20 protein-coding genes and 1 tRNA gene are annotated in these 22,764 nt (G+C 74.1%); 12 read left to right on the top strand and 9 right to left on the bottom strand.

Going from position 1 to position 22,764, the window contains the following annotated elements:
* Window positions 1–164: 164 nt before the first annotated feature.
* Together AC0VY3_RS06100 and AC0VY3_RS06095 are read right to left on the bottom strand one after the other, a co-directional pair.
* The gene (locus AC0VY3_RS06100) at window positions 165–1,604 is read right to left on the bottom strand and encodes a sensor histidine kinase (protein WP_475549142.1); all 1,440 of its coding nucleotides are present in this window, start codon (window positions 1,602–1,604) and stop codon (window positions 165–167) included.
* The gene (locus tag AC0VY3_RS06095; protein WP_475549141.1) at window positions 1,601–2,332 is read right to left on the bottom strand and encodes a response regulator transcription factor; all 732 of its coding nucleotides are present in this window, start codon (window positions 2,330–2,332) and stop codon (window positions 1,601–1,603) included. The genes AC0VY3_RS06100 and AC0VY3_RS06095 overlap by 4 nt, the downstream gene beginning before the upstream one ends.
* Window positions 2,333–2,466: 134 nt before the next feature.
* Here AC0VY3_RS06095 and AC0VY3_RS06090 point away from each other — a divergent pair, with 134 nt between their 5' ends.
* Window positions 2,467–3,021 (top strand): hypothetical protein, encoded by a 555-nt coding sequence (locus AC0VY3_RS06090; protein ID WP_242741952.1) that lies wholly within the window; start codon window positions 2,467–2,469, stop codon window positions 3,019–3,021.
* Between the two features lie 39 nt (window positions 3,022–3,060).
* Here AC0VY3_RS06090 and AC0VY3_RS06085 read toward each other — a convergent pair whose 3' ends face one another.
* Window positions 3,061–4,014: a spermidine synthase gene (locus AC0VY3_RS06085; protein WP_475549140.1), complete on the bottom strand. Its 954-nt coding sequence runs from the start codon at window positions 4,012–4,014 to the stop codon at window positions 3,061–3,063.
* A 77-nt stretch (window positions 4,015–4,091) separates the two neighbouring features.
* A complete protein-coding gene (locus AC0VY3_RS06080; protein WP_308462578.1) occupies window positions 4,092–4,580 on the bottom strand; it encodes a hypothetical protein in 489 nt (162 codons plus the stop codon).
* Window positions 4,581–4,823: 243 nt separating this feature from the next.
* On the opposite strand from AC0VY3_RS06080, the gene AC0VY3_RS06075 reads away from it, so the two are divergent.
* A complete protein-coding gene (locus AC0VY3_RS06075) occupies window positions 4,824–6,296 on the top strand; it encodes a tetratricopeptide repeat protein (RefSeq protein ID WP_475549139.1) in 1,473 nt (490 codons plus the stop codon).
* A gap of 342 nt (window positions 6,297–6,638) precedes the next feature.
* Here the strand turns inward: AC0VY3_RS06075 and AC0VY3_RS06070 are convergent, their stop codons facing one another.
* On the bottom strand, window positions 6,639–7,235 hold the full coding sequence (locus tag AC0VY3_RS06070) for a histidine phosphatase family protein (protein ID WP_103511155.1): 597 nt from the start codon (window positions 7,233–7,235) through the stop codon (window positions 6,639–6,641).
* 248 nt (window positions 7,236–7,483) lie between these two features.
* Here AC0VY3_RS06070 and AC0VY3_RS06065 point away from each other — a divergent pair, with 248 nt between their 5' ends.
* The 7 genes from AC0VY3_RS06065 to AC0VY3_RS06035 all read left to right on the top strand — a co-directional run bounded on the left by AC0VY3_RS06065 (window position 7,484) and on the right by AC0VY3_RS06035 (window position 14,203).
* A complete protein-coding gene (locus AC0VY3_RS06065; RefSeq protein WP_103511156.1) occupies window positions 7,484–8,509 on the top strand; it encodes a phosphatase PAP2 family protein in 1,026 nt (341 codons plus the stop codon).
* Between the two features lie 106 nt (window positions 8,510–8,615).
* Window positions 8,616–9,650, top strand: a complete 1,035-nt coding sequence (locus AC0VY3_RS06060) for a hypothetical protein (RefSeq protein ID WP_475551645.1) — start codon at window positions 8,616–8,618, stop codon at window positions 9,648–9,650.
* The gene (locus tag AC0VY3_RS06055; protein WP_475549138.1) at window positions 9,641–11,305 is read left to right on the top strand and encodes a hypothetical protein; all 1,665 of its coding nucleotides are present in this window, start codon (window positions 9,641–9,643) and stop codon (window positions 11,303–11,305) included. Before AC0VY3_RS06060 ends, AC0VY3_RS06055 begins: the two co-directional genes overlap by 10 nt.
* A 67-nt stretch (window positions 11,306–11,372) precedes the next feature.
* The gene (locus tag AC0VY3_RS06050; RefSeq protein WP_475549137.1) at window positions 11,373–12,707 is read left to right on the top strand and encodes an AAA domain-containing protein; all 1,335 of its coding nucleotides are present in this window, start codon (window positions 11,373–11,375) and stop codon (window positions 12,705–12,707) included.
* A 199-nt stretch (window positions 12,708–12,906) separates the two neighbouring features.
* Complete coding sequence (locus AC0VY3_RS06045) at window positions 12,907–13,248, top strand: hypothetical protein (protein ID WP_098025437.1); 342 nt, start codon at window positions 12,907–12,909, stop codon at window positions 13,246–13,248.
* A 204-nt stretch (window positions 13,249–13,452) separates the two neighbouring features.
* Window positions 13,453–14,139, top strand: coding sequence for a bifunctional DNA primase/polymerase (locus AC0VY3_RS06040; protein ID WP_103511159.1), 687 nt, complete (start codon window positions 13,453–13,455; stop codon window positions 14,137–14,139).
* A tRNA-Lys gene (locus AC0VY3_RS06035) sits at window positions 14,130–14,203 on the top strand. The genes AC0VY3_RS06040 and AC0VY3_RS06035 overlap by 10 nt, the downstream gene beginning before the upstream one ends.
* Window positions 14,204–14,267: 64 nt before the next feature.
* On the opposite strand, the gene AC0VY3_RS06030 is transcribed toward AC0VY3_RS06035, so the two are convergent.
* A complete protein-coding gene (locus AC0VY3_RS06030; RefSeq protein WP_103511160.1) occupies window positions 14,268–15,509 on the bottom strand; it encodes a M6 family metalloprotease domain-containing protein in 1,242 nt (413 codons plus the stop codon).
* A gap of 386 nt (window positions 15,510–15,895) precedes the next feature.
* Between AC0VY3_RS06030 and AC0VY3_RS06025 the strand changes: the two genes are divergently transcribed.
* Window positions 15,896–17,836, top strand: a complete 1,941-nt coding sequence (locus tag AC0VY3_RS06025; protein WP_103511161.1) for a putative bifunctional diguanylate cyclase/phosphodiesterase — start codon at window positions 15,896–15,898, stop codon at window positions 17,834–17,836.
* Between the two features lie 36 nt (window positions 17,837–17,872).
* Here the strand turns inward: AC0VY3_RS06025 and AC0VY3_RS06020 are convergent, their stop codons facing one another.
* Together AC0VY3_RS06020 and AC0VY3_RS06015 are read right to left on the bottom strand one after the other, a co-directional pair.
* A complete protein-coding gene (locus AC0VY3_RS06020) occupies window positions 17,873–19,018 on the bottom strand; it encodes an LLM class flavin-dependent oxidoreductase (RefSeq protein WP_475549136.1) in 1,146 nt (381 codons plus the stop codon).
* A gap of 142 nt (window positions 19,019–19,160) precedes the next feature.
* Window positions 19,161–19,925: a maleate cis-trans isomerase family protein gene (locus AC0VY3_RS06015; protein ID WP_103511163.1), complete on the bottom strand. Its 765-nt coding sequence runs from the start codon at window positions 19,923–19,925 to the stop codon at window positions 19,161–19,163.
* Between the two features lie 249 nt (window positions 19,926–20,174).
* Here AC0VY3_RS06015 and AC0VY3_RS06010 point away from each other — a divergent pair, with 249 nt between their 5' ends.
* The gene (locus AC0VY3_RS06010) at window positions 20,175–21,194 is read left to right on the top strand and encodes a D-2-hydroxyacid dehydrogenase (RefSeq protein ID WP_475549135.1); all 1,020 of its coding nucleotides are present in this window, start codon (window positions 20,175–20,177) and stop codon (window positions 21,192–21,194) included.
* On the opposite strand, the gene AC0VY3_RS06005 is transcribed toward AC0VY3_RS06010, so the two are convergent.
* Window positions 21,166–21,633, bottom strand: a complete 468-nt coding sequence (locus AC0VY3_RS06005; RefSeq protein WP_475549134.1) for a hypothetical protein — start codon at window positions 21,631–21,633, stop codon at window positions 21,166–21,168. The genes AC0VY3_RS06010 and AC0VY3_RS06005 overlap by 29 nt on opposite strands.
* A 223-nt stretch (window positions 21,634–21,856) precedes the next feature.
* Between AC0VY3_RS06005 and ehuB the strand changes: the two genes are divergently transcribed.
* Complete coding sequence (gene ehuB / locus AC0VY3_RS06000) at window positions 21,857–22,759, top strand: ectoine/hydroxyectoine ABC transporter substrate-binding protein EhuB (RefSeq protein ID WP_103511166.1); 903 nt, start codon at window positions 21,857–21,859, stop codon at window positions 22,757–22,759.
* Window positions 22,760–22,764 lie beyond the last annotated feature (5 nt).

Here is a 22,764-nt window from a genome sequence, read left to right as displayed (position 1 = left end):
CTGTGTTCTGCGGATCTGCCCGGGGTTGCGGTCCCGGGGATTTCGAGAGCACGCTAGCGGCAGCGGAACGGGCGAAGAGGGCGTTACGGACGCGAGTTGATGTTCTTAGGGCGCGCTTAAGGAACGCATGGGCGCGGGTTAATGCTGGGGGGGGCGGCGGTGGGTCAGTGCCGGGGGCCGGTGACCGTGCGGGGCTCGCCGCCGCGTTCGCCGCCCCGCTGGCGGCCGAGTCGGCGGCCGACCCGGCGGCCGTGTCCGCGGCGGCCGCGCTCGGGGCGGCTGCCGTGCAGGCCGATCCAGATCCGGACCTCCGTGCCGCCGAGGACGGACCGGCCGATGCGCAGGTCGCCGCCGGTGGACTCGGCGACCCGGCGCACGATGTCCAGGCCGAGGCCGGTGGAGCCGACGGACCCGCCCGCCCCGTCGCGGCCGCTGGCGCCCCGGGCGAGGGCCGCCTTCGGGTCGTCGATCCCCGGGCCCGCGTCGGAGACGAGCACGATGACCGCGTCGCCGCTGTGGTGGACGTCGACGGCGAAGGCGGTGCCCTCCGGGGTGTGGCGGAAGACGTTGCCGAGCAACGCGTCGATTGCGGCGGCCAGTTCGGGCCGGGCCACCGGAATCCGTACCGTCCGGTCGACTCCCGCGAGGCGCACCTCGCGGCCCTCGTCCTCCGCGAGCGCCGACCAGAAGCCCATGCGTTCGCGGATCACCTCGGAGGCGTCGCAGCCCGCGCCCGTCTGCACTCCCTGGGTCTGCGGGCGCTGTTCGCGGGCGGTCCGGATGATCGTGTCGACCTCGTGCTCCAGCTGCTGGACCGCCGCCCGGGTCTGCTCGGCCGCCGGGCCCTCGCCGAGCGAGGCGGCGTTCAGCCTGAGGACGGTGAGCGGGGTGCGCAGCCGGTGCGAGAGGTCGGCGGCCAGCTCGCGCTCGTTGGCCAGGAGTTGGACGACCTGGTCGGCCATGGAGTTGAACGCGACGGCCGCGGAACGCAGTTCGGTGGGCCCGTCCTCCGGCACCCGGGTTCCGAGGCGCCCCTCCCCCAGGTCCTGGGCGGCGCCCGCGAGGCGCTGGGCGGGCTGCACCATCCGTACGCCGAGCCGGTCGGCGACCGCGACCGAGCCGACGATCAGCGCGACGCCGACGCCCGCCAGCATCAGCCAGGCGGTGGCGACCCCGTTGGAGACCTCGCCCTCCGCCACGAACACCTCGACGACGGCGATGTCCCCGGTGCTCAGCGCGGTCGGCTGGAGGAGTGCGAACCCGCCGGTGACCTCGGTGATGGAGGCCCGACCGGCCTTGCGCACGGTCTCCACGTCCTTGGGGGTGGCGCGCCGGGTGCCGATGTCCAGGGGTCCGTCCTCGGCGGGGACATGGACGGCGAGGCGGCCCCGGTCGCCCGGTTCGGTGGACAGGACGGCCCGGGTCAGCTCCTCGCGGTCGGTGGTGATGGAGAGGGCCGGGGCGATCGTCGCGGCCTGGCGTTCGGCGTCGGAGAAGGCCCGGTCGCTGGCCATCTCCCGGATGACGAGTCCGAGCGGTACGGCGAAGGCGATGACGACCATCGCGGTGACCGCCAGGCAGACCTTGACCAGGGCCCATCTCATGCGGGCGGCTCCGCGACCGGGGCATCGGGGTGCGGGGCGTCGGCGGGCGGCTGGAGCTTCACGCCGACGCCGCGCAGGGTGTGCAGATAGCGCGGACGGGCGGCGGTCTCGCCGAGTTTGCGGCGCAGCCAGGAGAGATGGACGTCGATGGTCTGGTCGTCGCCGTAGGACTGCTGCCAGACCTCGGCCAGCAGCTCCTTGCGGGCGACGACCACGCCGGGCCGCCCGGCCAGGAAGGTGAGCAGGTCGAATTCGCGTCGGGTCAGGTCGAGTTCGGCCCCGTCCAGCTCGGCGCTGCGGCGCAGCGGGTCGATGGAGAGCCCGCCGACACGGATGACCCGGGGCGGCGGCGCCTCGGCTCCGGTGGAGCGCGAGCGGCGGAGCACGGCGGCCATCCGGGCGGAGAGGTGTTCGACGGAGAACGGCTTCGTCAGATAGTCGTCGGCGCCGTCGTTGAGCAGCCGGACGATCTCGCTCTCGTCGTCCCGGGCGGTGGCGATGATCACGGGCACATCGGTGATGGACCGCAGCATCTTCAGCGCCTCGGCGCCGTCCAGGTCGGGCAGCCCGAGGTCGAGGATGACCACGTCGAAGCGGAAGTGCGCGACCTCGCGCAGCGCTTCGAGCGCGGTGCCCACGCTCCGTACCGTGTGGGAGGCCTCACTGAGGTGCCGGATGAGGGCGGAACGTACGAACTGGTCGTCCTCGACCACGAGCACACTTGCCATGGGCGGCACCGTACGCCATGCCGGCGGGCCCGGTCCCGGCCCCGCCGGAAACCTCCGCAAAGGCCGGAGAAGGGTGATTGTCCGTGGCCCCCGGGCGGGAGCGGGGGCACGCCGGGTGGTGCAGGATGTGCCCGATGCAACGAGGACTCGTACACGCGCTGGCGTGGTCGCTCGCCACCGGCGCGGCGGTCACGCTCTCGTGGTGGGGTGTGCACACGGTCATGACGGGGACGGCGTACGACCCGCCCCGGGCGGTGCCGATCTCGGTGGGCGCGGGGCCGCCGCAGCGCATCGGGCAGTCCACCGAGCCGCCGCTCGTCTCCTCGACGCACCGGGCGTCGCCCTCGCCCTCCTCCTCCCCGCGCACCGGCGGCGCGAGCCCGTCGCCGTCGGCTCCGCGCCCTTCCCGTACGCCTTCGGCCACCCCGGCGAAGCCACCCGCACCGACGGGTTCGGGCAAGGTGAAGAGCTATCGCACCGACGGCGGCCGGGTGGTGTTCGAGCTGGGCGCCGACTCGGCGAAGCTCGTCTCGGCGACGCCGGAGCCGGGCTGGTCGATGCAGGTGTGGACGAACGACGCCTGGATCCGGGTGGACTTCGGCGACGGGGGCGGGAAGGACGGCACGACGTACTCGGTGTTCTGCACCTGGAACGGGACGCCGCCGACGGTGCAGATCGTCGAACCGTAGTCCGGACCCGGGATTGGTCAGGGGTTGGTCAGGGGTTGGTCAGGGGTTGTCGAAGACCGAGGGCGGCGGCGCGGGGGACGGCTTGGCAGCGGCGTCGGTGACGACGGCCGCGCCGCCGGTGAAGTCGGTGAGATCACGGCCGTGTTCGACCCGGCCGGGGTGCGGGTCGCTCGCCACCCGCCGGGTGAACTCCGCGACCGGGAGCGGCAGGGCCGAGGCGAGCAGGACCGCGTTGCCGAACCGGCGGCCACGCCACACCACCGGGTCGGCGGCCAGCGCCAGTTCGGGGAAGACGGCGGCGGCGGTGGCCACCTGACCGCGCAGATGGGCGAGCGGGGGCCCGTCGGCGAGGTTGGCCGCGTACCGCCCCTCGGGCTTCAGGACCCGGCGGACCTCGGTGAGGAATTCCGCCGAGGTGAGGTGGGCGGGGGTACGGGCCCCGCTGAACACGTCCGCGATGACCAGGTCCGCCCAACCGTCCGGGAATCTGCCGAGCCCTTCGCGGGCGTCGGCCGCCCGGACCCGGACGCGGGCCTGGGGGTCGAGCGGGAGATGGTCGCGGACGAACTGCACGAGGGGCGCGTCGAGCTCGACGATCTGCTGGGTGGAGCGGGGGCGGGTCGCGGCGGTGTACCGGGCGAGGGTGAACGCGCCGCCGCCCAGGTGCAGCACGTGCAGCGGCTGGAGCGCGGGGGCGGCGAGGTCGATGACGTGGCCGAGGCGGCGCTGGTAGGCGAAGGAGAGGTACGCGGGGTCGTCGAGGTCCACGTGGGACTGCGGGGCGCGGTCGATCAGGAGCGTCCAGCCGTGCGGGCGTTCCCGGTCGGGTATCAGCTCGGCGAGCCCGCCGCCGACCTGCCGCGAGACCGGCTCGCGCTCGCCCCGCCGTTCCAGCGTCCGGTCACCCGTGCCCTTGCCCTTGTTCCGGCCCGTGGCTCTGTCCGTGCCCGCGGCTTTGTTCCTGCCCCGGGCCGACGCTCCTCGACGTGCCACGTTCGCTGATCCTTGCTGGTGGGGGCCCGGGTCGCCGGCCGCGGCGGAGGTGTTCCGCCCGTCCGGCCATTATGGGCTCAGCAGCAGTTGTCGGCCGCCTCGATCAGCCGGGCGGCCTGGTCGAGGGCGGCGCGGAGCACGGCCGGATCGGTGACCGGGGCGTCGTCGGCGGGCGGGAGCAGCCAACCGGAGCCGGCACCGGTGGCGGGCGGCTCGGCGGGGATGCGCAGCCCGCGCCCGTCGGTCCTCGTACAGGCGCTGCCCGGTACGTCCCAGGCGTCGGCGGTGCCCGGCGGCACGAGGAAGCCGAGGGTGTCGCAGGCGCCGTCGTGCAGGACCGGGCCGACGGCCTCCTGGTCCCGTCCCCGGCGGAGGATGTCGACGGCTTCCAGCCCCTGGCGCGCCGGGACCGTGACGAGGTCGCAGGACTGGTCCCCCGGTGCGGAGGCGGCGGGGGCCGCGGGGACGAGGGGGTTCCTCGAACCGGTCCGGGTCGTCGGGGCAGGCGGGGGCATCGGTTGCGTCGCGGTCGTCCGTGAGCCGGTCTCCCTGCCGAGGTGCAACAAGGGAACCCCTCCTCTCATCGCCGAACGGAGCCACACTCCGTCTCCACGTGGACCAACGCCGCTGGTGCGTCAAGGGCTACGGGCGCACACCGCTGCAAAGGGTGGCAGTTCATGGCGGATCAGAGGCGGAATGCCCCTTTCGCGAAGAAACGCTGTGTGTGCATCCCGTCACAGCAGGTACGTTCTTGCTCCGCCGGGACACCGGGAACCACGGATCCCGGCCGCACCAGAGAGGGGCCGGCCATGGTGTCGACAGCGGCAGTTCCCAACCTCGCCTTCCGTCAGCTGCGCGGACAGCGCTCCGCCGGGGAGTTCGCGGCGGCCGTCCGCAGAGCGGCACGGGAGATCGGGGAGCAGGTCGCGTGCGACGCCCGGTACATCGGGCGCGTGGAGTCCGGGGAGATCCGCTGCCCCAACTACGCCTACGAACGTGTCTTCCTGCACATGTTCCCCGGGGCGACCCTCGCCGACCTGGGGTTCTCGGCCCGCGAGAGCGTACGGGGGCGGGGCGCCCGGGTCGTGTCCGAGCCGCCGCCCGCGCCGGCCGCCGGGCCGGTCCTCCCCCACCGCGACACCGAACCCGAACCCGAACCCGGACCCGGACCCGGACCCGGACCCGACGACATCACCGTCCCCGTCCCCATCCCCGAGGAGAGCGACGTGCTGCGTCGCGTGTTCATGATGAGCGGCACCGCCACGATGGCGGCCGCTTCCCTGGGTCTCGGCGGGGCGCCCGCCTCCGCCGCCCGGGTCTCTCTGCCCGCGCAGCGCCGGGTCGGCGAGGCGGAGGTGAGCGCCGTCGAGAAGGCCGTACGGCAGATCCGGCTGCTGGACGACCGGCACGGCGCGGACGGGCTCTACCGGCGGGCCGCGCAGCCGCTGCGTGCGGCGTACGAGCTGCTGGACGCGGGGACCGCCGCGCGGCGCGCCACCTCGGACCGGCTGCACGCCGGGGCCGGTGAGCTGGCGATCTCGGTGGGCTGGCTGGCCCATGACTCGGGCCGCTTCGACGACGCCCGCTCGCACTACGCGGAGGCGCTGGCCACGGCGCGGCTGGCGGGGGACGCGGGTCTTGAGGCGCACGCGTTCTGCAACACGTCGTTCCTGGCCCGGGACGCGGGGCGGCCCCGGGAGGCGGTACGCGCGGCGGAGGCCGGACAGCGGGCCGCCCGCGGGCTGGGGTCACCCCGGCTGCTGGCCCTGCTCGCGCTGCGGGAGGCGGGGGGCCGGGCGGGGCTCGGTGACCGTACGGGGTGCGACCGGGCGATCGGGCGGGCCCGGGCGGCGTTCGAGCGGGGGCCGGCGACGGGTGATCCGGAGTGGATGAGCTTCTTCCGGGAGGCGGAACTGGAGCTGCTGGAGGCGCAGTGCTGGTCGGCCCTGGGCGACTGGTCCCGGGCGGCACGGCACGGGCGGCGGGCGGTGGTGCTCCAGGACGCGCACTTCACCCGGAACCTGGCGCTGTACCGGGCCCAGCTCACGGGCGACCTGGCCCGGGCGGGGCGGGCGGACGAGGCTGCGGCCACGGGGCACCAGGTGCTGGATCTGCTGACCCGGGTGCAGTCCTCGCGGATCCGGGGGATGTTGGCGGGGGCCGCGCGCGTGCTGGAGTCCCGGGCGGGGGCGGGCCCGGTCACCACATTCCTGACCCGCCACCAGGACGCGACCACCACGGACCGCCCGCCCGCCGCACCCTCTGGCCCGCCCGGCGTTTGAGGACGGAACCGTTCAGCACGTTCCCGGTGCGCACAACCAGCCCGTCCGGCGTTTGAGGACGGAACCGTTGAGCGTGTTCTCGGGTACCGATCAGAGGCTCCCGCGCCCCGGGGTCCGTGAAGAGCCGCCCACCCTGCCGAAGGGTTCCGTCCTCAAGCCCCGGACGGGCTGGGTGGGCCAAGGGTTCCGCCAAGGGGACGCCCGCCCGAGCAGGGGAGACTCCATCCTCAAACGCCGGACGGACTGGGTGGCCCGAGGGTTCCGCCAAGGGGGCGCCCGCCCGAGCAGGGGGCTCCGTCCTCGATCGCCGGACGGGCTTGAGCGCGTGGCGCAGCCGGGACGCTAGCGCTCCAGGTGGCCCGTGTCGTTCCACCGCTCCACGGCCGGCAGGCCGTACGCCCAGCCCAGGACCGACAACGACGTCGGCTCCAGGCGGACGCGGGCGCCGAAGGACAGGTCCTCGCCCAGCCACCGCGCCCCCAGCGCCCGCAGGATGTGGCCGTGGGCGAAGACCAGGACGTCCCGGTCCGCCGAGCGCGCCCAGTCGACGATCTCGTCCGCGCGGGCGGTGACGTCGGCCACGGACTCCCCGTCCGGCACCCCGTCGCGCCAGATCAGCCAGTCCGGCCGGTCCGCCTTGATCTGGGCCGGGGTCAGCCCCTCGTACGCCCCGTAGTCCCACTCCATCAGCGCGTCCCACGGCTCGGCCCGCTTCCCGAACCCGGCCAGTTCGCAGGTCTCGGCGGCCCGGACGAGCGGGCTGGTGCGGACCTCGACGCCGGGCAGCCCCGCCCAGGGCTCCCGGTGCAGCCGTTCGCCGAGCAGTGCGGCGCCCTCGCGCCCGCTGTCCAGGAGCGGGATGTCCGTCCTGCCGGTGTGGTTGCCCCGGACCGACCACTGGGTCTGGCCGTGCCGGGCGAGCAGGATGCGCGGTGCCATGACGGCTCTCCCTGAAACGCTGAATCGCTGGTGATGGGCCTTCCATCATCCCGTACCGGGCGGAAAGGCAACCTCCGGGGCCGTGCGGGCGTCCCTCCCTGAGCAGCCGCCCGCCGACCGCTTCGACCACGGCGGGGAGCGCTGCGTACGGGATGTCCGGAAGGGACCCCCGGGGGAATCGGCGGCACGGTGCCGCCGTACGGTTGAACGCTTGCCGTCGGCCGCATGAACATGGGGAGAGCTACCGGATGCCGCACGCCACCGCGCCGCCCGTGACCGGTCATCGGCCCCGCTGGTGGACGGAGCTGCCACTGATCGCGGTGGTGTACGCGCTGTACTCGGTGGGCCGGCTCCTGGTGCGCGGCGATGTGTCGACCGCGGTCGACCACGGCCTGGCGATCCTGCGGCTGGAGCAGGCGCTGTACCTCAACGCCGAGCACCCGCTCAATCGTCTCTTCACCAGCACCCCGTCGCTCGGGATACCCGCCGACTTCGCGTACGCGTCCCTGCACTACCTGGTCACCCCGGCCGTCCTCATATGGCTGTTCCGGCGCAGATCGTCGGCGTACCGGGCGGCCCGGGTCTGGCTGATGAACTCCACGCTGCTGGGGCTGGTCGGCTTCACGCTGATGCCGACCTGTCCGCCCCGGCTGCTGGACGCGAGCCACGGCTTCGTCGACACGATGGCGCAGTACAGCGCGTACGGCTGGTGGGGCGCGGGGGCGAGCGCCCCGCGCGGGCTGAGCGGGATGACCAACCAGTACGCGGCGATGCCCAGCCTGCACGTCGGATGGTCGCTGTGGTGCGGGATCCTGCTGTGGCGGCACGGCCGCCATCCGCTGGTCCGGGCGGCGGGCATCGCCTATCCGCTGATCACCACGATCGTCGTGATGGGCACCGCCAACCACTACTTCCTGGACGCCGTCGCGGGCGCCGCCGTGATGGGTGTCGGAGCCCTGCTGACCAGGCCGGTCATCCGGCTGGCCGACCGGTTCAAGGTCTGGGCCGGAGCCCGGGTCACCGGCCCGCTCGCGGCGCTGTTCGACGGCCGGTCCGCGAGCGGCCGGAGCACCGTTCCCGCGGACGTTCCCGAGGCCGTTCCGGCGACCGTGCCCCCGAATGTCAGTGCCGGGTGCAAGACTTCCCCGGGTGAGCGAATCCCCGGCCAGCGGACCACCTCCGCAGATCCCCCCGGCGCGGCAGTCGGCGGCCCGGCAGACAGAGACGCCGCCGACGCGGCCGCGAGCGACGACGCTCCGGCAGCGGCTCGCTGAGCTGCGCGGCCCGTCCGTCGCACCGCATCCGCTCGATGCCAGAGCCCTCGCCGCGCTGGCCGCCAATCCCGGCTGCAAGCGGCGGGCCCTGCTCGACGGCGCCGGGGTGGACAAGGGCGTGCTGGCCACCGCGCTCGGCTCCCCCGCCCCTTTCGGGCAGTCCCAGTTCGCCTTCATGCGGGGCAACGCGTTCGAGGCGAAGGTCAAGGCCGACGGCGGGGCCGAGCTGCTGCGCCTGCTGTACGAACGGCTCGGCGGCGGCGCCCCGGCCCCGGCCGGTGACGTCGCCACACCCGATCTGAGCGCCGCCGGTCCCGAGGGCCGGGCCGCGCGCACCGCGCTGGCCCTGCGGGAGGCCACGGCGGCGGGCGGCTGGGCGCTGCTGGACCATCCGATGCTGGCCCTGGAGGTGGCGGGCTCCCCCGCCTATCTGGAGCCCGACGCGGTGGTGGTGCATCCCGACGGCCGGTGGACGGTCGTCGAGATCAAGTCGTTTCCGATGATCGACGCCTCCGCCGACGCCTCGAAGGTCGGCGCCGCCGCCCGGCAGGCCGCGGTGTACGTGCTGGCGCTGGAGCGCGTCGCGGCGGTCACGGAGCGTGCCGAGGTCGGGCACCGGGTGCTGCTGGTCTGCCCCAAGGACTTCTCGAACCTGCCGACCGCCTCCGTCGTGGACGTGCGCAAGCAGCGTGCCGTGACCCGCCGGCAGCTGACCCGGCTGACGCGCGTCGAGGACATCGCGGCGGCGCTGCCGGAGGGCACGACGTTCGACCCGGCGTGCCCGCCCGAGGAGCTGGACGCCGCCGTGGCGGCGGTGCCCCCGGCGTACGCCCCGGAGTGCCTGGCCGCCTGCGAGCTGGCCTTCCACTGCCGGGCGAAGTCCCGGGCCGAGGGCGCGGTGGAGGCGCTGGGCCGCAGTGTCCGCGGTGAGCTGGGCGGGCTGACCACGGTGGCCGGGGTGCTGGCGGCCGCCGCGGGCAAGGAGGGCGATCCCGCCGATCCGACGGTCGCCGCGCTGCGCCGGGCCGCCGCCCTGCGCTCCGAGGCCCTGGAGAGCTCCGCCGTCCTGCGGGCCGGGGCCCGGGAAGCCGCCTCGGTCGCGGGCGCCGGAAATCCGGAAGGTGCGGCCGCATGTCGCTGATCACCACCCTGGCCCGGCTGGAGGCCGTCGACACCGGCCGCGCCCAGCCGCTCGCGACCGTACGGCACCGCCATCTCACCGACCGGCCGCTGGTGCTGGTGCCGCTGACCACCGCGGGTGAGGCCGGGGCCCCGCTCGGGGCGCTGGTCGGCACGGACCGGGAGGCGCCCCGGCTGCTGGCCGTCGCCCAGCCGCGCGACCGGGACCTGCGGTTCGCGTTCCTGGCCGAGCTGGCGGAGGCGGTCCTGCCGCACATCGAGGCGTACGCGGACGTCGTCGAGCCCGCCGAGCGCAACGAGACCGATCCGGCGACCGGCAGGAAGACCAAGGTCGAGGTCGAGCTGTGCACGGACGCCGCGCAGCTGATCGTGCCGAGCCGGGCGGGTGTCGAGTTCGTGCGGCTGCTGGGCCGGTCCATGCGGTTCCGCCGCACCGCCGAGGACGATCCGGACACCCCGTATCCGGCCCCGGCCCGGGTGCCGCTGCTCGGCCGCTGGCTGACGCACTACGGGGAGCGGGCCCGGGTGCCCGGTTCCTCGCTGCTGCCCGCCGCCACGGATCTGCTGAACCGGCACTGGGCGACCGGGCAGAGCAGCCTGGAGGACCAGCACCTGGGCGCGCTGCTGGCCTGGATCGACCCGCCGGCCGGTTCCTCGGGGGCCGAGGCGGCGCTCCGGGCGGAGCTGGCCCGGGACGGCGAGGGCCAGCTGCTGTGCCCGCCGGCCGGTCCGGCCACCGATCCGGACTTCGACAACCGTCTCCTCGCCCCGGCGATCGAGCGGTACGACCGGGCGCGTACGGCGTTGGCGTCCGCCGAGGACGGTCTCGCGGCGGACGCCCGCCTCGGCGAGCTGAGCGACGCCGAGCGGGCGATCCGTTCCCTGCTGGCGAAGGTGATGCTGCCGACCTGGGACGCGGTGTGGCGGAGCCTCGATCTGCTGCGGGAGCTGCCGGAGGGTTCCCGGGCCGAGGACCGCTGGACCCGGGACCGCTGGTCGTTCACCGCGCACCGCGACCGGGTGCGCTCGGGCGAGCCGCCACAGCCGCGCCGCGACGACGCGGTGACGGCGGCCCAGAAGCTGGCCTCCCGGGAGACCGCCCAGGCCCAGCTGGAGGCGCAGGAGGCGCTGGACGATCCGCTGGTGCTGGCGGGCCGGCGGCTGGCGGGCGAGGCCTTCCTCGCCACGGTGACCGAGGTGGAGATGGCGTACACCGAGTCCAAGCGGCCCTCCCCGCGCCCGCTCGTCACCGTCCGCACGGACGAGCGTCCGCATCTGGGCGAGCGGACGAAGGTCTACCGCTCGCTGGACGGCAAGCCGCAGACGGCGGAGTTCGTGCGGTACGCGGACGCCTCCCCCGCCGACGCGGACGCCGGCTCCGCCGACGTGTACGCCTCCCCGGTGGCCGAGGACGGCGAGATCCTGCTGGTGCTGCGGATCCTGGACCGGATGGGCCGGGGCAAGGAGCCCGCGCCCGGTTCGGTGCCGGAGCCCGGGGAGCGGATCGCCTGGACCCTGTTCGAGCACGACCAGCGCGGCGGCCCGAAGCTGCCGGACCCGGAGGAGACGCCGTGGACCCACGGCGGCCCGCCGGGCGCGGACGCCGCGACGCGCGCGGAACACCCCGACCCCGTGACCCCGGAGGACCTGCTGTGATCCCGACCGCCGTCGCCACCGCCACGGAGGGACCGCTGTGACGACCGGCCACCCGGGAGGACCCGCTGTGCGTGCCGTCTTCGACCCGGGCGCGGAGGCGGCGCGCGCGACCGGCGCGATCCTCGACGACACCCTGCGCGGCTCCTCCCGGGGCATCGTCGTGGACTCGCCGCCCGGCGCGGGCAAGTCGACGCTGGTGGTCCGGGCCGCCCTGGAGCTGGCCGCCGCCGGGCATCCGCTGATGGTGATCGCGCAGACCAACGCCCAGGTCGACGACCTGGTGGTGCGGCTCGCGGAGAAGGACCCGGAGCTGCCGGTGGGGCGGCTGCACAGCAGCGACTCCGACCCGTACGACAAGGTGCTGGACGGGCTGTCCAACGTGACGAAGTCGGCGAAGGCGGCGGATCTGGCCGGACTCGACGTGGTGATCTCGACGGCCGCCAAGTGGGCGCACGTGAAGAACGTGGAGCCGTGGGGGCACGCGATCGTCGACGAGGCGTACCAGATGCGCTCGGACGCGCTGCTGGCCGTGGCCGGGCTGTTCGAGCGGGCGCTGTTCGTCGGCGATCCGGGCCAGCTGGACCCGTTCTCGATCGTCGGCGCGGACCAGTGGGCGGGGCTGAGCTACGACCCGTCGGCGAGTGCGGTGTCCACGCTCCTCGCGCACAATCCGGAGCTGCCGCAGCACCGGCTGCCGGTGTCGTGGCGGCTTCCGGCGTCGGCGGCCCCGCTGGTGTCGGACGCGTTCTACCCGTACACCCCGTTCCGCAGCGGTACGGGCCACGGGGACCGGAAGCTCTCGTTCGGGGTGGCGTCGGACGGATCGGGGCCGGACCGGGTGCTGGACGTGGCGGCGGAGTCCGGGTGGGGGCTGCTGGAGCTGCCGGCCCGGCACACCCCGCGCACCGATCCCGAGGCGGTACGGGCGGTGGCGCTGGTGGTCCGGCGGCTGCTGGACCGGGGCGGCGTCGCCACCAGCGAGCGGGCGGAGGGTCCGGTGCCGGTGACGGCGGACCGGGTGGCGGTCGGTACGGCCCACCGGGACCAGGCGGCGGCGGTGCGGGCGGCCCTCGCGGAGCTGGGCGTCACCGGGGTCGCGGTGGACACGGCGAACCGCATGCAGGGCCGCGAGTTCGACGTCACGGTGGTGCTGCACCCGCTGTCGGGGCGGCCCGACGCCACGGCCTTCCATCTGGAGACGGGCCGGCTGTGCGTACTGGCCTCGCGGCACCGGCACGCCTGTGTCGTGGTGTGCCGGGAGGGGGTCGCGGATCTGCTGGACGAGCATCCGTCCACCGAGCCGGTCCAGCTGGGCGTCACGGTGAAGTTCCCCGACGGCTGGGAGGCGAACCACGCGGTGCTGGCCCACCTCGCGGAGCGGCGGGTGCGGTGGCGGCCCTGAGCGGGGGCCCGTTCCCGGAGCCCCGGGGCCGCAGCGTGTTCCCGCAGTCCGGAGCCCGGGGCGCACGGTCACGGCCCCGAGCGGGCGCCGCTCCCCCGCGCCCCCGACGCACACCCCGGCCCCCTTGCGCGGGGTTGGACAATGGAGGGTGGCCGTCCGGGTCTTCCGGTCATCAGGTCGCCCGAGGGAGGAACACCACATGACACAGTCCGAGCGGAACGAACGGCAGCGGCTGCGCCCCGCGCCACTGCTCTTCGAGCCGTCTCAGGCCACGGCGGATCCGGAGCACTTCTTCGACCTGGAGTCGATGGAGGACCCCCGCGAGCTGCTGGCCCGTGCGACCGAGCTGACGCAGGCCTTCCGGGCGGCGACGGACCGGTCGGTGGAGTTCCAGGCGCTGGCGGCGGCCCAGCTCGCCGACCCGCGCCGGTTCGACCGGCTGACGGCGGCGGATGTCGCGGAGCGCGCGGAGTGGACCGAGGACTACGCGAAGAAGATGATCGAGTTCGGCCGCACCCTGCTGGACGCGCCCAGAGCCTGATCCACGGGGTGTCCTCCCGGGCAGGCGCCGACCCATGGGGCCGGTGTGACGTGTGGGGCGGGCGGGGCAGGTGCTGTTCCGGCAGGCCGGTGGTCAGGTCCCGTGGCATATTCCGGCGCGCAAGATACCCCTCCCTCTCCGGCCCTGTCCCGGTTTCCCGCAACTCTCGGAATCCTTTCCGTCACTCCCGGTAGACCTTTCTCCATGAGCGCATGGCTGAAAGACGAAACGACCCTGCAGGCCGGTGCCGCCCCGCACCACGGCGTCGACATCTTCGCCCTGCTGCGGGACCAGTCCGGACCCCAGGCCGCCCAGGTCACGGCGGCCGGCGCCGCCTGGCTGGCGGGGGCCGCCCCCTACCCGCGCAGCACGCTCTCCCAGTGGGAGGAGCGCCCCACGGCGCCCGGGGTGCTCCCGTGCGGTTCCGCCTTCGACGTCGTGAACGTGCCGGCGCTGTTCGGGCGACGGATGCTGGAACAGCTCTGGGCCGAGGGCCCCGGCTCCGGTCCGGTCGCCACGCACCGGGGCCGGATGCTGCTGTTCGCCGCCCCCGGAACGGCCCAGCGGCTGCCCTCGCTGCTCGCCTGGGAGGAGTGGGGGTCCGGTGGTGCGGCGGGCACCGGCGAGCGGCGCGGGGAGGTGCCGCCGCTGCTCTGTCACGGCACCGGTGACGCCGTGACCGTACCGCCGCTGACCTGCGCGTCGTCCGACGGCGGGCCGCGCTGGGTGGTCGCCCCCGACACCCGCAACCCCTGGCTGCCGGGCCCCGACGTGCTGCTCTGGGCCTGTGTGCGGGTGAGCCGGTCCGGGGCCTCCCGGGGTGCCGCACCGACGATTTTTCCTCGGGCGGATCAGGATGCTAATGTCTACGACGTCAGCAGGCGCCGTTAGCTCAGTTGGTTAGAGCAGCTGACTCTTAATCAGCGGGTCCGGGGTTCGAGTCCCTGACGGCGCACAGACGGAAGAAGCCCTTCGCGGAAGCGGGGGGCTTCTTCGTGTTCCGGCACCGGGCGGTGCGGTCAGACGCCGGTGGTGATCCGGACGGTCCAGGAGCCGGACGGGGTACGGTCGGCGACCTCGACGCGGGTGCCGGCGCCCGGCACGGTGAAGGTCTCCCCGACCCCGAGCGGGGCGTCGGCCAGGGGCGGGTAGACGGAGCGGTCCCAGCAGGCCCCGGTGTTCGGATGGGTGTCGACCACCTCGACGGGTCCGCCGCCGGAGGCCGTACCGCTGCGGACGCGGTAGATCAGGATGCCCTCGGCGCAGGTGCCCCGGTCGTTCCCGGTGGCGCTGCGGGCCTCGATGGCCAGGGCGCTGTCGCTGCCGGTACGGACGACGGCGAGGCGGGTGCCGATCGACCCGCCGGGCACCGGGGCGGCGGCGACCGGTTCCAGGGTGAGGTCGGCCGAGCCCTGGACGCAGACGACCTGGCGGCCGCCGAGCCAGCCGAGCTTCCACTTGTGCCAGCCGAACAGGTCCGGGGCCAGGCCGAACTGGCTGCCCATGACGTCCCAGTCGCCGACGTGGGTGTCCCAGTCGCCCTTGCCGTCGGTGGGCCGGTGATAGAGGTCGGCGAGGTCGAAGACGTGCCCGGTCTCGTGGGCGAGGACGTTGCGGTCGGGCGGGTGCTGCTCGAAGACCGTGACCACGCGCCGGATGTCGCTGCCGTCGGCGCGCAGCGGCCGCTCGAAGTTGACGACCTTCGTGGCGTCGGAGTCGACGCCGGGGGCGTCCGGGTCGGCCACCAGGTAGACGACGTCGTACCGGGAGAAGTCCACGTCCGCGTCGGCGGCGTCGATGGCGTCACGCAGGTAGGCGGTGCGCCGTTCCGCGTCCCAGTCGCGCTCTATGCCGTACCAGGTGGAGTCGCGCGGCATCCGGGTCCAGGTCCGCTGCGGATGGGCACGCAGGGTGAACCGGCCGTAGCTGGCGCGTTCGAAGAAGCGGGTGGTGGCGGGAAAGTGGTCGGCGGTGAGCGTCTCGGGGGTGAGCGTGGGCTCGGAGTCCGGGAAGGACAGGAAGATCATGACCGCGTCGAGCCCCCGGCCGGGGCGCGGGTAGGACCCGTTCCAGGTGTTCAGGCCGAGCGAGTGGTGCGCCGCCGTCCGGGGCAGGGCGCAGGGAGTGGCGTCCCCCGTGGCGGCCGCGGCGGGGCCCGCGACCAGGGACATGGCGGCGAGGGCCAGCAGCGAGGTGGCGGCGGCGGCCAGGCTGCGCAGGGGCGGCCGTTCCGCTCGCTCCGGTCCGCGACGGGACGGCACATCGACCTCCGGGTGGGGAAACGCGGTCCTTCCCGTCCACCCTGTGCCGCTTCACCACGGCATGCCCTGTTGTGCTGCCCCACACGGGTCAGCGGTCAAAATCACCACCCACACCTTCACGGAACGTCACCATCGGTCAGCTTGGCCATCCGATGCAACAGATCCGTGCAGAACCGATCAGGACCGGGCAAAGCGGAACGCCTGCTACCAGCCATTCACGGACCCGCGCGATGGCCCGGACCGGACGGCGAGCTGGAACGGCCGACGCGGCACCCTCTATGCTTCACCACGCTTTCCCGCGTGGAACGGGTCCCTTCACGGAACCGCCACCCGGTGGCCTGTCCGACCCCACCAGTTCACGACGACCTTCACAGCGGGAGCGAGCGGTGAGCGGAACCTCCGAAGGGCCGGGCGCCCCGGCAGGCACAGCCTCCGGCGTGCCGTCCGCGCCGGTCACGGAGCGTCATGCGACGGCGGCCCCATCCCCGGCGGACCTGCCCCCGGCGGACCTCCCGCAGACGGCGACGGAACCGCACCCGGACCCGTTCCCGGCCGGTGACGGTCCCACCGCCGCCGAGCTGCGCGACTACCGGGCCGCCTTCAACGCCGCCACGCTCCCCATGGGCGTCGTCGACGGCCGGGGCCACGTCGTACGCGCCAACGAGGCGCTCGGCGGGCTGCTGGGCGCCCCGGCGGCGGTCCTCGCCGGACGGCAGGCGTGCGAACTGCTCGACCTCGCCTCCGACGACCGCACCTGGCACGCCTACCGCGAGGTCCTGCTGGGCCGCCGTTCCCGGTTCCGCTGCACCCGCCGCCTCAAGCACCCCGACGGGCGCTCGCTCTGGGCCGAGATCACCGTCGTACCGATGACGGGAGCCTCGGCGGCGGAGTCCGCCCGGGTGCTGCTGACGGTCGCGGACGTCAGCGACCGGCGCGAGCTCCAGGAGCGGCTGCGCCACCTGCAGATGCACGACCCGGTGACCCGGCTGCCCAACCGGACGCTGTTCTTCGAGCGGCTCGCCTCGGCCCTGGAGACCCCGCCGTACCAGGACGACTCGATGCCGCCCCGGCAGCACGGCCGGATCGGGCTCTGCTACCTGGATCTGGACGGCTTCAAGGCGATCAACGACACCCTGGGCCACCGGACCGGCGACCGGCTGCTGGCCGCCGTCGCCGCCCGGCTCACCGACTGCGCCGAGAACGACGCCTCCCGCAATCCCGGCGGCAGCCGGCTGGTGGCGCGCCTGGGCGGCGACGAGTTCGCCATCCTGGTCGAGGACTCGGCCGGTACGCAGGAGCTCACCGACCTGGCCCGCTCGGTCCTCGCCGCGCTCCAGCAGCCGTTCGACCTCGCCGGGCAGCGGCTCTCGGTCTCCGCGTCGATCGGCGTGGTCGAGCGGACCGCGGCGGGCACCTCGCCCACCGGTCTGATGCAGGCCGCCGACACCACGCTGTACTGGGCGAAGGCGGACGGCAAGGCCCGCTGGACCGTGTTCGACCCGGAGCGCAACGCCCACCGCATGACCCGGCAGTCCCTCTCCTCCACGCTCCGGCCCGCCGTGGAGCGCGGCGAGTTCACGCTGGAGTACCAGCCGCTGGTCGGGATGGCGGACGGGGTGCTGCGCGGGGTCGAGGCGCTGGTGCGCTGGAACCACCCGCAGTTCGGCGTGCTGCCGCCGAATCGGTTCGTCCAGATCGCCGAGGAGGACGGCTCGATCGTCCAGCTCGGCCGCTGGGTGCTGCGCACCGCGTGCCGGCAGGCACGGCGCTGGCAGCTGGACCACCCGGACGAGCCGCCGCTGTTCATCAGCGTCAATGTCGCCGTACGGCAGGTCTGGGACTCCGACCTGGTCGCCGATGTGGCCCGGATCCTGACGGAGACGGAGCTCGCCCCCGGGCTGCTCCAGCTGGAGCTGACCGAGTCGGCGGTGATGGGATCGGGCGGCCGTCCGCTGCGGGCGCTCCAGGCGCTGAGCGACATGGGCGTACGGATCGCCATCGACGACTTCGGGACGGGGTACAGCAACCTCGCCTACCTCAGCCGGCTGCCGGTCTCCGTGCTGAAGCTGGACGGGGCGTTCGTGAAGGGCTTCCGGTACGAGGACGGTACGCATCCGAGCCCGGCCGACGAGACGATCGTGGAGGCCATGGTGCAGCTGGCGCACCGCCTGGGCCTGACCGTCACCGCGGAGTGCGTGGAGACGGCCGGGCAGGCGGAGCGGCTGCGGCGGATCGGCTGCGACACCGGGCAGGGCTGGCTGTACTCACGGGCCGTGGCGCCGGAGCAGATCGCCGGGCTGATCGGGTCCCGGCCGCTGGAGGGCTGACGCCCCCGGACGCCCGGGACCCGTGGGAGGACGGGCCTACGAGGCGTTCGGCAGGCCGTACGCGTCCGCGATCAGGTCGTAGCTGCGCAGCCGCGCGTCGCCGCCGTGGGCATTGGCGGTGATCATCAGCTCGTCGGCGCCGGTCCGCTTGGCCAGGTCGTCGAGGCCGCCGCGGACCTCGTCGGCGGTGCCGTGGACGACGTTGGAGAGCCAGCCGTCGACGAACTCCCGCTCCATCGGGGAGAAGTCGTACGCCTCCGCCTCCTCCGGGCTCGGAATGAGCCCCGGGCGGCCGGTGCGCAGCCGGACCATGGACAGCGCGCCGGTCAGCACCTGGCGGCGGGCCTCGCGCTCGTCGTCGGCGGCCAGCGCCGAGACCCCGATCAGGGCGTACGGGGCGTCCAGCACGGCGGAGGGCCGGAAGGACTCGCGGTACAGGTCGAGCGCGGGGATGGTGTTCTGCGCCGAGAAGTGGTGCGCGAAGGCGAACGGCAGCCCGAGCGTGCCGGCCAGCCGCGCGCTGAAGCCGGAGGAGCCCAGCAGCCAGACCGGCGGCCGGTGCGCGGACTGCACGCCGCCGGCGGCGGTCGCCTGGACCGGGCCGGGCACGGCGTGGATCCGGCGGTACGGGTGCCCGTCCGGGAAGTCGTCGTCCAGGAAGCGGATCAGCTCGCCGAGCTGCTGCGGAAAGTCGTCCGCGCCCTCGTTGAGCCGGTCGCTGCGGCGCAGGGCCGCCGCCGTCGCGCCGTCCGTGCCGGGGGCCCGGCCGAGGCCGAGGTCGATCCGGCCCGGGGCCATCGCCTCCAGGGTGCCGAACTGCTCGGCGATCACCAGCGGCGCGTGGTTGGGCAGCATCACGCCGCCGGAGCCGAGGCGGATGCGGTCGGTGTGGGCGGCGATGTGCGCGAGGATCACGGCCGGGGAGGACGAGGCGACCCCGGGCATGGAGTGGTGCTCGGCGACCCAGAAGCGGTGGAACCCGCGGCTCTCGGTGAGCTTCGCGATGTCCACGCTGGTGCGCAGGGCCTGGGTCGCGGTGCGGCCCTGCCCCACGGTGACCAGGTCTAGGACGGACAGCGGAACGGCGGCCGTTCCGGCTGCGACGCCCCGGATCCCGTCACCGTCGCTCGCGCCGCCCCTCGCGCCGTCGTCGCGGGTCTCGTCGCCTCGGATCTCGTCCACGTGTCGGCCTCTCCCGGTGCTGCTGTCGTACGTCTGCGTATCGGAGAGAGACAACAGGAGGGCGACTCCGTTTTATTCCCGGAGGTCCGGCGCTCGCGCGGAGGGTCCGGGCTCGCGCGGCCCCGGCACGGGCGCGGTGGTGCTACTCCCGTACCTCGATGCCCTTCGGCTCCAACTGCCGCAGCACCGGCTCACGGGTGGCGAACAGGGTGCCGAGCGTGGGCGCCCAGGTGCGGCGGTCGGTGAGGCGCAGCCCCTCCCACACCGTGACCTGGTTCGCCGTGAGGACGGGCTTGCCGAGCAGCTCCTCCAGCTCGGGGACGTACGCGGCGGTGTGCAGAGCGGTGTCCGGGACCAGCACCACCTCGGCGTCCGGGTGGTCGGCCTCCCTCACCAGCCGTTTCACCTCGTCCGGGCCCCAGGACCCGGCCTCTGCCGAGGAACCCGCCCCGCCGGACGCGGCGGCCACCACCTCGACGCCCGCCGACGCCAGGAACTCCGCGAAGAGGCCGGTGACGTCCTCGGGGTAGGGCGAGGCCACGGCGACCCGTCCGGCGCCCAGCTCCCGTACCGCGTGACCGAAGCCGATGGAGGTGCTGGAGGCAGGGAGGCCCGCCGCCCGGGCGAGCGTGGCGACCTGCTCGTGGGCGCCCTCCCAGCCCTGCGCGAAGCTGCCGCCGCTGGAGGCCCACAGCAGCGCCTCGGCACCGGCGAGACGCAGTTCCTCGACGCCCTCGGCGAGCCGTGCGGGGGCTCCCTGCTCGCGCAGCGCGTCGGCGCGGTAGGCGTCCTCGCCGGGCTCGGTGGCGAACAGGGGCAGCCGGATGTCGGTGTCGAGCAGGATCTCGATCCGTGGGAAGTCGTCCTCGGCGGCGTGGCCCGGGTAGAGAAGTCCTACGGTCGTCATGTCCACCCTTCCTGTGCGTCGACGGCTCGCCGCGCGGCGAGCGACCCCGGCACGGGGGCGCGGCGGCCCCCGGACGCTCCGGCGGCCGTGACCGCGCGACCGGTCACTCTTGCCCCGACTTGTTCCCAGTATTCCCCCGCGCGAGCGCCGGGGCGCGCGGCCGGGCCTCGTTGACGCGGGGGTGGCCTGCTGCGAGCGTGGCGGTCGTTCACATCCGTATCCGTATCCACCGCGGAGGGCCGACCGCCGATGCCGGATCCCGTCCTGCTCGTCCTCGACGCCGAACCGTCCCCGCGGCTCGGCCGGCTGACCGGCAGGGTGGACGTACGGTACGCGGACGCCGCCTCGCTCGCCGAGCGGCTGCCGGCCGCCGATGTGCTGCTGGTCTGGGACGTCGCGTCGGACGCCGTACCGAAGGCCTGGCCGGGGCCAGGGCGGCGGCCGCGCTGGGTGCATACGGCGAGCGCGGGCGTGGACCGGCTGCTCTGCCCGGAGCTGGTCGCCTCCGACACCGTGCTCACCACCGCGCGGGGCGTCTTCGAGCGGCCGGTCGCGGAGTACGTGGCGGGTCTGGTGCTGGCCTTCGCCACGGACCTCCCCGGCACGCTGGAGTCCCAGCGGCAGCGGCGCCGGCACGACCGGGAGGGGCAGGGGGTCGCCGGATCGCGGGCGGTGGTCGTGGGGGCGGGTCCAATCGGCCGGGAGATCACCCGGCTGCTGCACGGCCTGGGGGTCACGGTGGCGCTGGTGGGGCGGACCGCCCGGCGCACGATCCACGGGGTGGCGGATCTGGACCGGCTGGCGGCGCGGGCGGACTGGGTGATCGCGGCGGTCCCGCTGACGGAGTCGACGCGCGGAATGTTCGACACCCGGTTCTTCGGGCTGCTCCAGCCGTCGGCGCGGTTCATCGACGCGGGGCGGACGGCGACGGTGGTCGAGGCCGACCTGGTGGACGCGCTGGACCGCCGCTGGCTCGCGGGGGCGGCGCTCAGCACCTTCCAGGAGGAACCGCCGGACGCCGGAAGCCCGTTGTGGGACGCCCCGGGGCTCGTGCTCACCCCGCACCTGGGCGGGGACACCGCGGGCTGGCGTGACCGGCTGGGCGAGCGGTTCGTGGCGATGTACGAACGGTGGTCGCACGGCGAGCCATTGCCGAACGTGGTCGACAAGGCCCTGGGCTACGTACCCTCGCCGGACCTGCCCGACGGCTCGGGCCCGCCCAGCGCCTCCGGCCCCCACGTCAGCGGGTCAGCGGCGCGGCCCGGGTGATGAACTCCTCGATCGCCTGCCTCGCCCCGGCGTCCAACGCGTCGTGCTCGGCCTGGTCCTGTGCGGTCGACACGTCCCGTGTGCACTGATAGGCCCGTTCGGCGGCGAGGATCACCTCGTGGTCGTCGGTGAGCAGTTTGACCCGGTAGAGCACGTTCCTGCTGGCGGTCCGAAGGCGGTGGGCCTCGTCGCGGGCCTCGATGAAGGCGTCTTCCGTACGCCCCTCCCGCATGCGGTACCAGCGGCCCGCCTGGCCGTGGCGGTAGTCCTCCACCGCCGCGGCGAACGAACCGTAGGCGGCCGTGCGCTCCTGCCGGAGCGCCTCCGACCGCGCGAACCGCTCACTGCGCGTGGCCGCGAGGCGCTGGAAGAGGTGCGTGACCACCGCGCCCATGAGCGTGCCCCCGACCGCTACGACGCTTGTCCGTATGGCAACCATGACGCCACCTGATCACAGGAATGACTGATGCGGAGTCATGAGTCGCGCGTGACGGGGGAACACGCCCCGCACACCGACGGTCGCCCTCCGCCCCCCTTCGGGCACGGGAAGGTCACCTTCCGGCCACTGTTGGGTTACATGCCCCGGCTTCCTGCATAGACGTACGGGATCGGGCAGGCGCTCACCCTGTCCGGACTGTTCGACCTCCAGGAGATTGCGAACCATGGCTGAATTCCCGAACCTGTCCCGCCGGGGTTTTCTCAACGGATCGGCGGCCGTGGGCGGCCTCCTCGTCGTTCCCGGCCTCCTCACCGCGTGCAGCAAGACCGACTCCGGCTCCGCGACCGGCGAGGGCGCCCTGGACAAGCTCCGTAAGCAGGGATTCGTACGGGTGGCGTACGCCAACGAGGCCCCGTACGGGTACCTGGAGGGCAAGGAGCTCAAGGGCGAGGCCCCGACGCTGCACCGGGAGATCTTCAAGGCGCTGGGCGTGGACGAGCTGAAGCCGACGCTCTCCGAGTGGGACGGACTGATCCCCGGGCTCCAGGCCGGGAAGTACGACGTGGTCAGCGCGGGCATGGCCATCACCCCGGAGCGCTGCGGCAACGCGATCTTCTCCGAGCCGGAGTTCATCTCGCCGACCGCGCTGATGGTGAAGAAGGGCAACCCGAAGAAGGTCACCGACCTGGCCTCCGCGAAGGAGGCGGGGATCACCGTCGGCGTGATGTCGGGTGCGGTGGAGGGCAGTTACGCCAAGGGGGCGGGCATCCCCGAGGACAAGATCAAGACGCTCCAGAAGCCGCAGGACGGGGCCGACGCCGTCAAGGGCGGCCGGATCGACGCCTTCCTGCTCACCGGCATCTCGCTGCGCTGGCTGGCGAAGACCAACACGGACACCGAGGTCACCGAGGCGTTCGTACCGGAGCTGGACGGCAAGGAGCAGTTCTCGCCGGGCGGCGCGGTGTTCCGCAAGGGCAACGAGGACCTGCGGGACTCCTTCAACCGCGAGCTGAAGAAGATCGTGTCGGACCGCTCGCGCTATGTGCAGCTGCTGGAGCCGTACGGGTTCGGGGAGACGGAGATCCCGCCCGCCGACCTGAAGACCGCGGAACTGTGCAAAGGCTGACGGGG

This window comes from Streptomyces sp. iso_384 (assembly GCF_056172905.1).
Note: the sequence above shows the minus strand (reverse complement) of the source record. Positions and strands in the feature narration are given on the sequence as shown.

Coding starts and splice junctions, on each gene's coding strand:
- AC0VY3_RS06100 (WP_475549142.1), bottom strand. CDS start 1,604: ATGAGATGGGCCCTGGTCAAGGTCTGCCTGGCGGTCACCGCGATGGTC.
- AC0VY3_RS06095 (WP_475549141.1), bottom strand. CDS start 2,332: ATGGCAAGTGTGCTCGTGGTCGAGGACGACCAGTTCGTACGTTCCGCC.
- AC0VY3_RS06090 (WP_242741952.1), top strand. CDS start 2,467: ATGCAACGAGGACTCGTACACGCGCTGGCGTGGTCGCTCGCCACCGGC.
- AC0VY3_RS06075 (WP_475549139.1), top strand. CDS start 4,824: ATGGTGTCGACAGCGGCAGTTCCCAACCTCGCCTTCCGTCAGCTGCGC.
- AC0VY3_RS06070 (WP_103511155.1), bottom strand. CDS start 7,235: ATGGCACCGCGCATCCTGCTCGCCCGGCACGGCCAGACCCAGTGGTCG.
- AC0VY3_RS06065 (WP_103511156.1), top strand. CDS start 7,484: ATGCCGCACGCCACCGCGCCGCCCGTGACCGGTCATCGGCCCCGCTGG.
- AC0VY3_RS06055 (WP_475549138.1), top strand. CDS start 9,641: ATGTCGCTGATCACCACCCTGGCCCGGCTGGAGGCCGTCGACACCGGC.
- AC0VY3_RS06045 (WP_098025437.1), top strand. CDS start 12,907: ATGACACAGTCCGAGCGGAACGAACGGCAGCGGCTGCGCCCCGCGCCA.
- AC0VY3_RS06040 (WP_103511159.1), top strand. CDS start 13,453: ATGAGCGCATGGCTGAAAGACGAAACGACCCTGCAGGCCGGTGCCGCC.
- AC0VY3_RS06015 (WP_103511163.1), bottom strand. CDS start 19,925: ATGACGACCGTAGGACTTCTCTACCCGGGCCACGCCGCCGAGGACGAC.
- AC0VY3_RS06010 (WP_475549135.1), top strand. CDS start 20,175: ATGCCGGATCCCGTCCTGCTCGTCCTCGACGCCGAACCGTCCCCGCGG.
- AC0VY3_RS06005 (WP_475549134.1), bottom strand. CDS start 21,633: ATGGTTGCCATACGGACAAGCGTCGTAGCGGTCGGGGGCACGCTCATG.
- ehuB (WP_103511166.1), top strand. CDS start 21,857: ATGGCTGAATTCCCGAACCTGTCCCGCCGGGGTTTTCTCAACGGATCG.